The sequence below is a fragment of the Sorangium sp. So ce302 genome (assembly GCF_051530145.1).
Taxonomy (GTDB): domain Bacteria; phylum Myxococcota_A; class Polyangia; order Polyangiales; family Polyangiaceae; genus Sorangium; species Sorangium cellulosum_B.
This window is the reverse complement of sequence record NZ_CP150326.1, coordinates 6160429-6174355: the sequence shown is the minus strand read 5'-3', so window position 1 is coordinate 6174355 and position 13927 is coordinate 6160429. Positions and strand designations below refer to the sequence as shown.

Below are 13927 nucleotides of genomic sequence, written 5' to 3'. Positions count from 1 at the left end.
CTCCGAGAGGAGTGTTCATGCGCAACATGCTTCGAAGAATGGGCGCCGTTATCGCGATTGCTCTGTCGGCTGGCTGTATGGTGAGCATCGACCAGAACAGCAGCGACGAGGGGCTCGGCGAGAGCGCTCAGGCGCTTACCAGTTGTTCTGTGGACTGTGATTGCCCGCTCGGATTTTACTGTAGCGGCGGACAGTGCATCGACGTCGACTTCAGCCCGCTGCCTGAATACACCCCGTGCTACGGCAGCTGCCAGTGTCAGAGCAACGAACGCTGCCAGGTTGGCCCTTATGGCGGGTCCTACGGACAGTGTGTTCCGCTCGTCGTCAAGAGCTGTGGACCCTGCCCGGCATCGAAAGACTGTCATTGCGGCGCCTTCTGCTGGCCCAAGGGCATGGCCTGCCCCTGACGGCTGACCGGCCGCCGCTCGCCTCCCATTCCCTCGGGAAACGCCTTGACCCAACCGTCCTCTGAGGACCCGGCAGGGTTGGATTTTAGCCCGACGTTTGCAGTCTGGAATGGATCAGTCGCAGGTGCCGCCCGCGTAGTTGCCGGTCACCTCGATGGTGGGCGTGCCGGGTTCGATCTGATCGGCGATGGCCTGGGCCTGGCAAGTCGGAAGCGACTCATTGTCCCTGATCGAGAGCTCTTGCACCACGGTCTCAAGGGAGCCGAGCGCAGCGATGTTCGTGAGTCTCGGGTTTTGCCTGATCAAGAGCGAGGGGACCGAGGTCAGATTGTCGAGCCCCGAAGGGGAGACGAGTCGATCGTTGTCAAGGATGTAGATGTAGCTGGTCGCGGCTTCGAGCATCTCGAGTCCGGTGAGGTCGCTCAGCCTCCGATTTCCGGTGACCCACAGCGCCCTGAGGACGTGATTGTTGGGGTTGAGACCGGTGAGGCTCTGGAGATTGGCGTTGTCGGCGACGGAGAGCTCCTCGTCGATCTTGGCGTTCTCGAGGCCCTCGAGGTTCGTTACGCCCGTTGCATGGATCGCAACGAGGTCTGTGCCGGGCTGAGAGCCGCCGCTCGCCGCAGCAGCAGCGGTCGTGGTCGCGCCCGACCTCTCCGCCATGGCGCCGCCAGGTCCCGCCGGCTTTTGTCTCGTGTCTCGCTGAATTCCCCGCGGAGCACGAGCGGCCCGCGTTTCGCTCGCAGCCGCCGGGATGCTCACCCAAGCGGAGTCTCGGCGACGTGGTCGTGCCATCCAGAATACCCTAGTAATTTTAGCGGGTAAGCGTGTCCCGTTGGGCTCAGCGGTTACCGCTCTACTGTACGCGCCTCCGGAGTGAGCACGCGGGCAGCGGACGCTTGATGCCCTCGGGTGTCGGCGGAGCCGACGTTGCCAGCGCCAGCGTGAGCGAGGTCGCAGCCCAGATTGAAGGTCGGACCGGGAGCGGGCCGGGAGCGCGGAGGGGAGCGGGAGCGGGCGCTCCAGCACCCTCGACGCGAGGTTATTCCCAGTTCTTGCGCTGGGGATTCTCCCAAGGCGCCTTGCACAACACGCAATCATCGCCGAAGAAATGGTCCCGCGCGCCCATGTCGTTGTAGATCCAGTAGCGCATCCATGCGACGATCGCGGGCCGCTCTTCGCCGCCGCCGTCGCTCTCGATGTATGCATGAGGCGCGCCCGTCAGCGTTGCCAGGAATGTGGGCACTTCGGACATGTCGTAGGTGTCCTGCTGGAGGGGCATGCCGACGGTATCCCGGGTGCCAGTCGTCTGCAGCATGGTGCCGTGGAGGTCGGCCGAGGCCCTGTGGCCGTGGATCGAGACGACAGTGGCCACCGCCTCGTGACCGCCGAGTTGCACGGCCGAGGTGCCGCCGACCGAGAAGCCCATCGAGACCGCGTGATCGACGTAGAGCTTGCCCTGGTATTTGCCTGGCGCGTCGTTCTGCTCCAGGATCCAATTGAGACCATCCTCCATCTTCATGAGATTGCCTGCGTCGCCGGGGCCGCCACTGAGGACGGGGCACCCGACGACCACGAAACCGTGAGAAGCAAAGTTCGTCAGCATGGTCGTGTGCACCGCCACCTGCTGGCCGATGCCGGGGCCGAAAACGATCGGAGCGTGCAAGAAGCCGTCCACACCCAAGGGTTCGGGCCTAAACACCGTATAGGCTCCGTTCGGCCCCACGTTCCGCTCCACGGTCGTCGCGAACGGACCCTCGGCAGAGTAATCCGTGATGGGCGGGAGCGCCGAACCACCGGCTCCGCCGGCTCCAGCGCCGCCGTCACCTGCTCCGCCCGCGCCTGCTCCGCCCGCGCCTGCTCCGCCCGCGCCCGCGCCTGCTCCGCCCATTCCACCGGCGCTGGTGTCGGCACCGCTACTGGCCGCGCCACCCGACCCAGCGGTTCCGCCGGTCGACGCCCCGCTGGTGGTGGCTGACACGCTCGAACTGCCCGCACCGGCAGCTTGTGCCGCGCCGCCGTTGTCTTCGCCGCACGCCAGCAGCGCGACGCTCGAGAGCAAGCAGAAGACATTGAAGCGCCTGACGGCTTTCTTTTTGTTGTACATGAGGCCTCTCTGGTTACGTCACGCCAGCGCCAAGCGCCTGCTTCAGGCCGACGATGACGAAGTTGGCAGACAGGTGGTTGCCAGGCGTTCCGCCTTGGAACCGTTGCAACGCTCCCCTGCATGCTGCTCATCTGAAGCGAGAGCCGACCGTCAGGGTTAACGCGCATGAATGAAGAAGGGCTCGATGCGCATGACGGTCTATCCAGGGTTAAGCGGAAGACTATCCAGAAAGCCAATGTGAGCGCTCACATTGCCGACGTCAATCAAAAACCGCCGCGCGGCGATCCTCGATGATCCGATGGGTGCGCAGCGGCGGCCGGCCTCGTGAGATGCAGCGGCGCTCCGGGCCGTACGGCGGACGTGGCTTCGGTGGGTAGGGGGTCCAAACGCCTTTGCGAAGGCAAGTGCCCACTCGCTCCAACGTTCGGTTGACATCATCGCACAACCACGACGCGGTCGTGCCATCCAGAAAACCCTAGTAATTTTAGCAGGTAAGCGTGTCCCGTTGGGCTCAGCGGTTACCGCTCTACTGTACGTGTACGCGCCTCCGGAGTGAGCTCGTCCAAACGGGGCGGCGGCGTGCCACGCGCCCACACGTTCGCCTCGTCCCGGCGTCTGCTCGGGTGACCGTCGGGGGTCTCGTGGCGGCTCGCTACTCTGCGGCGCCGCCCATCCAGGAGGCCGGGTCGTCCGGGTCGCGGGTCCGGGATCGCGGCGAGGTCGGATCGGCGGGCAGGCCGAGGTGTTCCAGGATCTTCCTGGCGGTCGCCTTCTCGGTGATGGCGGCGAGCAGGCGCAGGCGGCCGGCGCAGTGCGCGCAACGGAGGGCGTCGAGCCCGAACGTTCGACGGATGAGCTTGGTCCAGTCGATGCGCGGCGAGGTCGCGAGCAACAGGCCGCCGAGCAGCCTGTCGAGGTGGCGGACGGAGATGCCGAAGTCCGTGATCGCGACGCCGCCGGCAGCAGCGGCCACCGCGCAGCAAGCCGCGGGCATCACGGCGGGCCCGGCAGGTGCTGCTGCGAGCGGCGGTGAGGAGAACGTTTGCGGGCTGAAGGGTGCGGCGGCGCCCCCCGGCGCGGAGATCGCGCGCGGCCGGCCTTCGCGGGCGGCGGCGAGCAGGGACATGCGCTGGGGTGAGTGGACGCGCGGCGGACGCGTTTTGAAAGAATCGACGCGGCCCGGTCACGGCAGCTCGAGGCCGAGGTCCAGGAACGCCGATACCGGCGACCCCTGGAAGGTATCGTGCCGTGCCCCTGCCGCGTCAACGCACGCCTCGGCCCCAGGCATCCGCACCCACGCGAGCGATGTGGTGCGCGGTCCCGCGTCGACCGGACGATCGAAGGTGCCCAGCGCGGCCCCGACGAGGAGCGCGAGCGCCGCGGATCTCAGGTCAGGATCTCGACATACCCGTCCGTTCCATGCACACGGATGCGTTGCCCATCCCGGATCCGCCTTGTCGCGTTGTCCACGCCGACGACCGCCGGCAAGCCGTATTCCCGGGCGATCACCGCGCCATGGGTCATCAGGCCCCCCACCTCGGTCACAAGGCCCTTGATGGACACGAACAAGGGCGTCCAGCTGGGATCGGTGAAGGTGGTGACCAGGATGTCCCCCGCCTCCAGCTCCGCGTCGGCCATGTCCAGGAGGACGCGGGCTCGTCCCTCGACGACGCCGGAAGAGACCGCCAGGCCGACGAGGGCTCCGGCGGGGAGATCGGCTCGTCTGTGCGCGCCTGCCACGATTTCCCCGTCGGACGTGATGACGAGCGGCGGCGACAGCTTCTTGTGGAGCTCGTGCTCCGCTCTCCGTTGGCCGACGATCCGGTCGTCCAGCCGATGCGTGCGCACGACCTCGCGGAGCTCGTCGAACGTGAGGTAGTAGATGTCTTCGGCGTCGTGGATCACGCCGGCCTGCACGAGCCGCTCGGCTTCTTGCAGCAAGGCCTGCTTGTAAATGAAGTAGCGATTGACGAGGCCGTACTTCGGATACTCGCGATAGCCGATGAAGCTCCGGAGCCGGTCGATCATCCGCTGGGCCTCGCTGGCCTTCTGCTCCCCGTCCGGCAGCTGCCTCAACCGGTCGAGCAGCGCTCGCGCCCGCTGCGAGGCCTCCTGCCGCCCCTGCTCGAACCTCCGCTCTCCGGCGCGAGGCTCGAAATTCTTGATGTTGCTCAGGATCAAGGGGACCAGGGTCGCTGGCTTCTCGCTCCAGCGGGCCCTCGTGATGTCGATCTCCCCCGCACATCGCATACCGTATTTGTCGAGGTAAGCCCGGATGGCGTCCCGGGCTTCCTTGCCACCGTCGAGCGCGACCAGCTCATCCAGGAAGCCATCGTGCTTCACGCTCTGCAAATGAGCGACCACGTCCGGATAAGGACGGATCACGTCGGCGACGTCCAGCAGCTCCAGGCCCATCTCCGACGTGATGTTGTTCGACACGGACTGGGAGAGCGTATCCGCGACGCTCTTCTCGCCGAGCCACGCCATCATCTTCTCGTTGATCCACGAGGAAGCGTTCATGCCCGCCATGATCACGCCCATGCTCCGCGGACCGAACATGGACTTGCTCAGTCCCTGGATGTCCTCCTGGATGAAGTCGAGCAACGCCGTTCCGGTCCTGGTCCGGATGTCGCGCTTCAACTCCGCGAGCGAGGCCTGGGTGCGCTCGATCAGCTCCGCGACGATCGCCGGGTCGTCCTCGACCTGCGCGTCGAAGCGCCCGGGCGCCTGCTTGCCCTGGCCGGGGCGCGAGGCCGTCGGATCGTCGGGCAACGGCTCGATGAAGTCTCCCCGCTCGATGATCGTCGAGAGGGCGTCCTTGAAGAGCGGATGGGAGCGCCCAAGGAGTTCCAGGAGGGCGTCCCGGCTGGCCGGTGAGGCCAGCTGCTTCGTGGGATCGACGAACAACCTGCCGCCCGCCGCGAGCATGCGGCCGCCAGAGGTCAGCTGGAACAAGGACAGCCCCAGGGGCTTCATCGCGTCGGTCATCATCTGTTGATGGCCGACGGAGATGTAGACGTGGTTGCCTCGATCACCGGCTTCGGGGATGGGGTACAGGGTCGTGATCGGCCGGCTCTGGACGACGTGGAGCTCCTCCCCGACAAGGCACCATTCGATGTCCTGGGGGTGGCCGAAGTGCCCTTCGATCTGCCGGCCCAGGCGCTCGAGCCGCAGGATCTGCGCGTCGGTCAGCACCTGCTCGTCCTGCCGCTCGGGCTCGATCGCCCGCTCTTCGGTGCCGCCCTCCTCCAGGGCACGAGTGGCCAGCGTCTTCCTGGCGATCGCCTTCTCGATGAGCTGGCCGTTCCGCACCTTGTAGCGATCGGCGCTCGCCAGGCCGGCGACAAGGGCCTCCCCCAGGCCGAAGCCAGCCTCGATCGACGACACCTTCCGGTTCGACGTGACGGGATCGGCCGTGAAGACGATCCCGGCGGCCTGCGGGAAGACCATCTTCTGCACCACCACCGCCATGTGGACCTTGCGGTGATCGAAGCCGTGCTGGATCCGGTAGGTCACCGCCCGCTCGGTGAAGAGCGATGCCCAGCACCGGCGGACGTGCTGCAGGATCGCCTGCGTCCCGAGGACGTTCAGGTACGTATCCTGCTGGCCCGCGAAGGAAGCCCCCGGCAGATCCTCCGCCGTCGCGCTGGACCGTACGGCGTAGGCGTCGCCCGCGCCAAGCCTGGAAAGAACCTGGGTGAGCGCCCCTTGTACGTCCTCGGGGATGGCCGTCCCTTCGATGATCCGGCGCAGCTCGGCGCTGAGCTCCCGGATCCCGTCCCGGTCCTCCACCGCGAGCAACGACAACCGATCGAGCAACCCGCCGATCGACGGCGCTTCTCCCATGATCCGCTGGAAGGCCTCGGTCGTGACGCAGAAGCCAGCGGGCACGCGGATCCCCTCGATCCTGGAGAGCTCCCCCAGGTTCGCGCCCTTCCCCCCGACCACGTTGGCCTTCGTTCGATCGACCTCCTGGAGCGCAAGCACATAGGTCCGCATCCGTTCACCTCCATCAGGGCGTCGGCAGCTCGTTCGCGTCGACGGAACGTCACTCCCCCCGTCGAAGCGCGCCACTATACCGTGAACCAGGGTGGGCTCTACCGAACGAAACCCCAGGATGGCGACCTCGTCAGGTCGACGGGAGGCATCCATGCTTCCGGTGGCTCGACGCGCGCAGTAGCATCGCCCCGGAGGCGAGCCCCGCAGATGCGCTGCACCCTCTGTCACCGCAGGATCGGTGTCGTCACGGGTTGCCCGCTGCACGGCGGCACGGCCGCGAGCGCCGCGAAGGAAGAGGCCGGGGCGGTGGAGGTCGCGCCCCGGGTCCCAGGGTTCGATGGGCTCCGCCTCCTCGACGAGGGCGGCTTCGCCCGCGTGTTCGCGGCCTCGCGGCGCGAGGACGGCCTCGCGGTGGCGCTCAAGATCGCGCGCCACCGAGGCGATCGGCGGTTCTCGCGCGAGGCGGCGGCGCTTCGCCGGATCGGTCCGCCCGCGGTGCCGCGGCTGCTCGGCGAAGGCGAGATGGAAGGACGCTTTCCTTACCTCGTCCTCGAGCTCCTCGACGGCGAGACGCTGGCGCGATGGATGGAGGCGCTCCCCGGGGCTGGCGCCGCGGCGCCGGCGGAAGCCATGCGGCTCGTCGACGCGATGGGCGCCGCGGTCGACAGGGTGCACGCGGCCGGCGTCGTGCATCGGGATCTGAAGCCGGAGAACGTGATGCTGCGGCGGATGGGGGGCCCGGCGCCGGAGGTCGCCCTCCTCGATCTCGGGCTCGCGCGGCCGGGGGAGGGGAGCGGCGTGGCGGAGGAGGGGAGCGAGGTCACGCACACGGGGCTCCGGCTCGGCAGCGCGCTGTACATGGCCCCGGAGCAGTGCCTCGACGCGCGCGACGTCGACGGCCGCGCGGACCTGTATGCGCTCGGGGTCGTCGCCTTCGAGCTGCTCACCGGGCGGCCACCCTTCGTGGGAGAGCCCTCGGCCGTCGTCCGCGCGCACGTCTCCCGGCGCCCTCCGCGGCCGTCGGAGATCGCGCCGGTCCCCCGCGGCGCGGACGAGGTCCTGCTGCGCGCCCTGGCCAAGGCGCGGGAGGAGCGATTCGGATCAGCGCGCGCCTTCTCCGAGGCGCTGCGGGCGGCGCTCCAAGGCGATGAACCAGCCCACGATGTCACTGAATCACATCAATTACGCGATCGGCGATCCAGGGTAACTGGCGAACCAGCCAAGGCGGCCGGCGAACCGCCTCAGCGGGCCGGCCAGGTGCCCCCGTTGGCCGGCCGGCCGACCCTGGACGCCGCGCCGGGTAGGCCCGGCCCGCCCCGGCGAAGCCCCGTGGCGCTCCTCGCGGTCCGCGGCGGCGCGCCGGTGGACCAGGTCGCCGGCATCGCGGCCTCGCTCGGCGGGTGGCTCGCCAGGGTGCAGGACGGGCTCTACGTCATCGCCTTTCCCGGCGCGTCCCGCCAGGGCGCTCGCGCGGCCCTCCAGGCGGCCCGGCGGCTCGTGCGCGCGCCGGGCCACGCCACCTCGGCGGCCGTGCACGTCGCCGAGCTCCAGGTGCGCGAGGGCGCCGCCGGGATGGCCTTCGCAGGGCCCGCGCTCGCGCAGCCCGCGAGCTTCTGGCGCCCCGGCGCGCCCGAGCCGGTCGCGATCACCCCGGAGGCGGCTGCCTTCCTCGAGGAGCCGACCGGACCGGCCGCGCTCATCGAGGAGCCGAGCGGACCGGCAGGCGATGACGGCGCGAGCGCAGGCGCCGCCCCGGCGGCGACCCCGTCGTCCGAGCTGCCGCTCCGCGGGCGAGACGAGCTGCTCGGCGAGATCGTCGCGCAGGTGCGCGCCGCGTGGCGCGACAGCACGCCGCTCCTGCTCACGCTGCTCGGCGAGGTGGGGTACGGCAAGACGCGCCTCTGGGAGGCGGTCGCCGCGGCGCTCTCGGCCGAGCCCGGCGCGCGGGTGATCGCGCTCGCGGCGAGGCCGCCCGACGTCGCAGAGCCGGCCGGGCTCGTCCGCGCGCTGCTCCGCGCCGCCCTGGCCCTCGGCGACGGAGCGCGCGCCGACGCGATCCGCGCGGCGTGCGTCGCCCGGCTCGGCCCCGAGCTCGGCCTCGCGTCGTGGCCGGCGGTCGCGTTCGCGCTCGATGCCCTGCCGGAGACCGAGCCCGCGGTCGCCGCGGTGCTCGCCGCGCCCGGCGCGCTCCGCCAGACGCTGGCCCGGGCCGCCGGAGAGGCGCTCCGGCGCGCGTGCGCGCTGGAGGGACGCCCGCTCGCGCTGGTCGTCGACGACGCGCAGTGGGGCGATCAGGCCGGCCTCGACGCGATCGAGAGCGCGACCCTCTCGGGGGCCCGCGCGCCGCTCGCCATCCTCGTGGCGGCGCACCCCACGCTGGCCGCGGTGCGCCCGCTCCACGGCGAGCGGGCGGCGCGCTCCGCCCAGCGGGCGCTCCCGCCGCTCGACCCGGGCGCCGCGCGCGCGGCGCTCCTCGATCGGCTGCGCCCGGTCGAGTTCGTGCCCGAGCCGGTCGTCGCGGGCCTGCTCGAGGCGGCGCAGGGGGTCCCGCTCTTCCTTGTCGAGCTCGCGGCCGCGCTCTGGCAGGCGGGCGCCATCCGGAAGGTCCGCGGCGGGCCAGGGTGGTACCTCGCCGCCGACGAGAGCGCGCGGGGCGAGGCGGCACAGGTCATGGACCGGCTCGCGCGCCGCGCCCTCGCCGGCCTGCCGCCGCCGCTCGCCGAGCTCGCGCAGGTGTGCGCCGTGGCGGGCGACGAGCTCGCGATCGACGACCTCGGCAGCCTGCTCGACGAGGCGGCGCGCGCGCAGGCCGTCAGCGCGTGCCGGGACCTGGATCCCGGCGTCGGCCTGTCGCGCCTCGTGCGCCGGGGCCTGCTGCGCGTCGTGGACGCCGCCGGCGCGGGCCGCGTCGCGTTCGCGCACCCGCTCCTTCGCGCGGCGATCGAGGCGGAGGCGCCGCCGGCGCTGCTGCGGCGGCTGCACGGGATCGAGCTCCGCCGCCTGCTCGCGGCGCCCGCGGAGCGGGGCGCCCACCTCGGGCGGATCGCGCGCCACGCGGCCGCGGCGGGCGCGCACGCCGAGGCGGCCGCGGCCTGCTTCGAGCTCGCGGAGGAGGCGCGGCGGCGGCACCTCTACGTCGATGCGGAGCGGCACTACTCCGCGGCGCTTGAGGCGCTGGCGGCGGCTGCGCCCGCGGCGGCGGCCCCCGCGACGGGCATCGCGGTGAGCCGCCGCGCCGTGCTGGCGGGCCGCGGCAAGGTCCGCTACCGGATCCAGCGCTTCGACGACGCCGCCGCCGACCTCCGGGCTGCGCGGGCGATCGCCGAGGCGGAGGGGGATCTCCCGGCCGTCGCGGACCTGCTCCTCGAGGAGGCCACGGTCCTCGACTGGTGCGACGACTACGCGGGCTCGCAGGCGCTCGTCGACCGGGCGGCGCCGCTCGTGGAGCGGCTCGGGGACGCCGCGCAGCGGGCGCGCTGCGAGGTCGCGGTGGGGCGCGCGCACTTCCGTTGCCAGCGGCTCGAGGACGCCATCGCGCGCCTCGGGCCCGCGGCCCGGGACGCCGGCGCGCTGGGGGATCACGAGGGCCACGTCATCGCCCTGCTCCTGCTCGCCCCCGCGCTTGTCTACGCCGGCCGCCTCGACGAGGCGGAGGCGCGGTTCCACGAGGTCGTCTCGCGCTGCGAGCGCGTGGGCGACCGGCTGCACCTCGGCATCGCCCTCATGAACCGCGTGACGCTCGGCCTGGCGCGCGAGGATCCGGAGGGCGCGCAGAGCGACCTGCGGACCGCCGTCGCCCTGGCCCGCGAGGTCGGCAACGCCTACCTGGAGCGCGGTCCGGCCCACAACCTGGCCGAGATGCTCTACTGGAGCGGCGAGCTCTCCGAGGCGCTGCCGCTCGCGGTCCGCGCCTTCGAGCTCCAGCGGCGGTTCTTCCAGGCGACCCCGGTGTCCGACTACGCGCTGCTCGTGGCGCGGATCCACGCCGCCCGCGGCGAGCTCGCGGAGGCCGCGCGCCACCTCGGCTGGGCGCGGGCGCAGTGCGATCTCGGCGCGGCGCCGCCGGTCACGCGGGTGCTGCTCCGGCTCTGCGCGCAGCTGACGCAGGGCGGGGGAGCGGAGGGCGAGGCGTGGGAGGCGCTCGTCGCCGAGGCGCGGAGCGCGGCGCTGAACAGCGAGCTCATCGAGATCCTCTGCTTCGCGGCGGCCGACGCGCTCCAGCGAGGCAGGCGCGAGGAGGCCCGCCGGTGGCTCGCCGAGGCGGCGCAGATCCCCTGGGGCAAGCGCTTCTGGAAGGGCCGCCTCGCCCACCTCTCGGCGCAGGTCGACGCCGCGCCGCCCTGAGCGCCGCGCCGTGGGCCGGGCGCCCTGAGGTCTCCGGAGCGACAGCGCCCCTCCCGCTGTCGCCGCCGAGGTGACAGCGCGCCGCGGCGGGGCCCGGGATGGCGCGCGATCGCGGCCGGATGAGGCTGGCGCGACGCGTGCAACTCACCGCCAGCAGCCAAGCACCGACGGCCAACTGCCGACCGCCAACTCCGGGACGCGTGCACCGCCCCCAGCTCCTCCTTGTGAAAGGCCCATCATGAACCGACGAACTGCTGGTCTCGCCCTCTCCGCCTTCTCCGCCCTGTCCCTCGCGGCGAGCCTCGCGAACGCGGGCTACGACGCCAGCGCCTCCGACCTCGGCCTCGCCGGCGGGTCGCTCGTGAGCAGCCCGGCGACGCGGCGGACCATCGTGATCGGCAACCACTTTCAGCTCGAGGTCCTGGGCAGCAACCTGCTCACCACGAACCGGGAGAGCCTCAGGGCGCTCACCACGAGCCCGCTGTCGACCAAGGCGTTCGCGTACGGCACGCTCCACGAGGCGCTGCTCGATCCGAACGCGCAGGAGGTGATGCAGGCCCTGGTGGAGTGCGCGCTCGCGAGCGACCAGAGCGTCTCGTGGACTCCGACGCCGGAGGAGCGCGCGGCCCTCGCCGGCGGAAGCGGCGCCTCGGCGGTCTTCAAGGACGGATTCTCGTGGACGCCGCTCGAGGGGTTGGTCAAGCCGAGCAAGGACGTCTCCGTGTGGCACGGGCGCGCGGGGCTCTGCCCCGACTGGCACACCGGCGCGCCGTCCGCGGCGTGCCAGGAGCTCGTCTCTGCCTGCCTGTTCGCGAGGAACAACGCGTTCGGCGTGACCGTCGACATCTCGATGGAATGGGGGGACCTCACGCCGGCTGAGCCCTCGGACGCCGCCGCGCCGAGCCCGGAGGCGCTGTCGGCGGCGCTGGCCGACGTCGAGCGCTTTCCGGTGCGGGAGGGGGCGTTCTTCGGCAACCTGCTGGACCCCGATGCGCTGAATGAGCTGGCGGAGGTGGTTCTCAAGAAGAGCAAGTCTGCGTTCTCGATCGTGCGGCCGTCGCTCGGCGAAGGGGAGCTGATCTACGAGAGCGCCTTTGTCTGCCACCCCGAAGAACGCTCCGTGCTGTCCGCCCTTCTGGCGAGCGACCGCGTCTGTGTCCCGCCCAAGGGCACGACCGTGAGCGGCTGCCTGGCCCAGCACGTCGGCGCGTGCCGTGGATACGCGCGGGGCGAGGAAGCCCTCATGGGGGCGTCGTACTTGTGCGGGCCGGAGACGAGCAACCCTGTGACGGGCCGGCCGGTCTACGACTACTGCTTCGCTGGCGGCCGCATCTGGGAGAACCCCATCACCGTGTTCCTGGCGGAGGAGTGCGTGCTCACCCCGGCCGCCTGTGAGTACGTGGAAGATTGGGTCCCGGAGGTGGGGGACCTGCCCCTCTCTGGCCTGTCCAGCCAGGACCAATGCGCCCTCTTTCCGGCGTCGTGCTCGATCGTGAACAGGCCGTTCTCGAAGCTCTCCCCGTTCACGCAGCCGATCACCGCCGACGTCTCGTCTGCCCCCGGCTCCTTCTAGCCGGCCTGGCCCGGCGCCTGCCCGGGGCTGAAGCGTTCGAGGCGCCGGATCGCGGGGCCCTCCCGCTCCATGGCGCGCTTGCATTCCGGCGCCCGCTCGGGCGATCTCACTGCATCATGGCGGCGACCACGAGGCCTCACGACCCGACTGGCACCCTGGTCGACGACGCGCTGGACGCCGCCGACGACCTCGCCCCCGGCACCCTGGCCGGGGAGTACCTGGTCGAGGAGGCGCGCAGCCACGGCGGCTTCGCCGTTGTCTACCTGGCCACGCAGCTCGGGACGGGGCGCGCGGCGGCGCTCAAGGTCCTCCGGCGCAGGCTGGCTGCAAGTACGCGGATCCTAGAGAGATTCCAGCAGGAGGCCGCGGCCCTCCGGCGCCTCGCCCACCCGCACATCGTCGAGATCCTCGGCGCGGGGGACCTGCCCGACGGCCGGCCCTACCTCGTCATGGAGTGGATCGAGGGCCGGACGCTCCGGCAAGAGCTCCGCGCCCGCGGCGCGCTCTCGGCCGCGGAGGCGCTCGCCGTCGTCGAGGAGGTCGGCGGCGCGCTCTCCGCCGCGCACGCGCTCGGGATCGTCCATCGCGACGTCAAGGCGCAGAACATCATGGCGATCCCGCGCGGCGGGTGGTTCACGACGCGCCTGCTCGACTTCGGGATCGCCAAGCTGCTCGAGCCCGAGCGGCTCGGCCGCGGGCCCATCTTCACGCAGGCCAGCGTGCTCGGGACGCCGGGCAGCATGGCGCCCGAGCAGATCGCCGGCCGCCCCGTCGACGCGCGCACCGACGTGTACGCGCTCGGCCTCCTCCTGTACGAGCTGCTCACGGGGCAGCCCGCCTTCCACGCCGACAACCTCGTCGAGCTAGAGGAGCTCCAGCTCTTCGCGCCGCCGCCGCGGGCGGGCGATCTCGTGGCCGTGCCGCCGGCCTTCGACGCCGCGATCGCGCGCTGCCTCGAGAAGTCGCCGGACGCGCGCTACCCGAGCGTCTCCGAGCTGCTCGCGGATCTCCGCGCGGCGCCGCTCGCGTCGAGGGACGAGGCGCGCGTCCGCCCGGCGGCGGCGCTGCACGCCAGCGTGCAGATCGAGGGGGAGGGCGAGATCGACGAGGCGGCGTTCGACGATGCCGAGGAGGTCCTCGCGACGGTCCGGCGCGCCGCCGCGGAGGCGGGCCTCGTCACGGTCGTCGACGGCGGCGGGGTGCTGGTCGGGGCGACGGCGCTCCCGGCCGATCCGGAGGGCAGCCGCGCCGCCCGGGCCCGGCTTGTCGACGTCGTGCGCGGGCTGGAGACGACGATCGCGGCGAGGCCGGGGCCGAGCCCCGCGGTCCAGGTCGTGCTGGTGCTGCACGCCGCGCCCGCGCGGGTCGAGGGCGCGCCGGGCCAGCAGCGGTTCGCGGGCGGCGCGCTCCTGCGCCTCGACGAGTGGACGACGGGGCATTCCCGGGGCGGCCTCGTGATCACGCCCGCGGCGCGCGCGGGGATCGACGAGGGCTAGC

7 protein-coding genes and 1 pseudogene are annotated in these 13927 nt (G+C 71.7%); 4 read left to right on the top strand and 4 right to left on the bottom strand.

The annotated features are described in order from the left end of the window. Positions 1–521: 521 nt before the first annotated feature. The 4 genes from WME73_RS23365 to rph form a co-directional block, all read right to left on the bottom strand. Positions 522–1070, bottom strand: a complete 549-nt coding sequence (locus WME73_RS23365; protein ID WP_437917107.1) for a hypothetical protein — start codon at positions 1068–1070, stop codon at positions 522–524. Positions 1071–1449: 379 nt separating this feature from the next. After that, on the bottom strand, positions 1450–2514 hold the full coding sequence (locus tag WME73_RS23360) for an alpha/beta hydrolase (RefSeq protein WP_437747585.1): 1065 nt from the start codon (positions 2512–2514) through the stop codon (positions 1450–1452). Positions 2515–3166: 652 nt separating this feature from the next. Continuing rightward, positions 3167–3640 (bottom strand): hypothetical protein, encoded by a 474-nt coding sequence (locus tag WME73_RS23355; protein ID WP_437917106.1) that lies wholly within the window; start codon positions 3638–3640, stop codon positions 3167–3169. Between the two features lie 260 nt (positions 3641–3900). Next, positions 3901–6513, bottom strand: coding sequence for a rifamycin-inactivating phosphotransferase (gene rph / locus WME73_RS23350; RefSeq protein WP_437917422.1), 2613 nt, complete (start codon positions 6511–6513; stop codon positions 3901–3903). A 207-nt stretch (positions 6514–6720) separates the two neighbouring features. On the opposite strand from rph, the pseudogene WME73_RS23345 reads away from it, so the two are divergent. The 4 genes and pseudogenes from WME73_RS23345 to WME73_RS23330 form a co-directional block, all read left to right on the top strand. Then, a pseudogene (locus tag WME73_RS23345) lies at positions 6721–7551 on the top strand (serine/threonine-protein kinase); the annotation flags it as partial. Positions 7552–7842: 291 nt separating this feature from the next. After that, positions 7843–10857, top strand: a complete 3015-nt coding sequence (locus tag WME73_RS23340) for an AAA family ATPase (RefSeq protein ID WP_437917421.1) — start codon at positions 7843–7845, stop codon at positions 10855–10857. A gap of 238 nt (positions 10858–11095) precedes the next feature. Beyond that, the gene (locus tag WME73_RS23335) at positions 11096–12430 is read left to right on the top strand and encodes a hypothetical protein (RefSeq protein WP_437747583.1); all 1335 of its coding nucleotides are present in this window, start codon (positions 11096–11098) and stop codon (positions 12428–12430) included. Then, positions 12319–13926: a serine/threonine-protein kinase gene (locus WME73_RS23330; protein WP_437917105.1), complete on the top strand. Its 1608-nt coding sequence runs from the start codon at positions 12319–12321 to the stop codon at positions 13924–13926. Before WME73_RS23335 ends, WME73_RS23330 begins: the two co-directional genes overlap by 112 nt. Position 13927 lies beyond the last annotated feature (1 nt).

Coding starts and splice junctions, on each gene's coding strand:
- WME73_RS23365 (WP_437917107.1), bottom strand. CDS start 1,070: ATGGCGGAGAGGTCGGGCGCGACCACGACCGCTGCTGCTGCGGCGAGC.
- WME73_RS23360 (WP_437747585.1), bottom strand. CDS start 2,514: ATGTACAACAAAAAGAAAGCCGTCAGGCGCTTCAATGTCTTCTGCTTG.
- WME73_RS23355 (WP_437917106.1), bottom strand. CDS start 3,640: ATGTCCCTGCTCGCCGCCGCCCGCGAAGGCCGGCCGCGCGCGATCTCC.
- rph (WP_437917422.1), bottom strand. CDS start 6,513: ATGCGGACCTATGTGCTTGCGCTCCAGGAGGTCGATCGAACGAAGGCC.
- WME73_RS23335 (WP_437747583.1), top strand. CDS start 11,096: ATGAACCGACGAACTGCTGGTCTCGCCCTCTCCGCCTTCTCCGCCCTG.
- WME73_RS23330 (WP_437917105.1), top strand. CDS start 12,319: ATGCGCCCTCTTTCCGGCGTCGTGCTCGATCGTGAACAGGCCGTTCTC.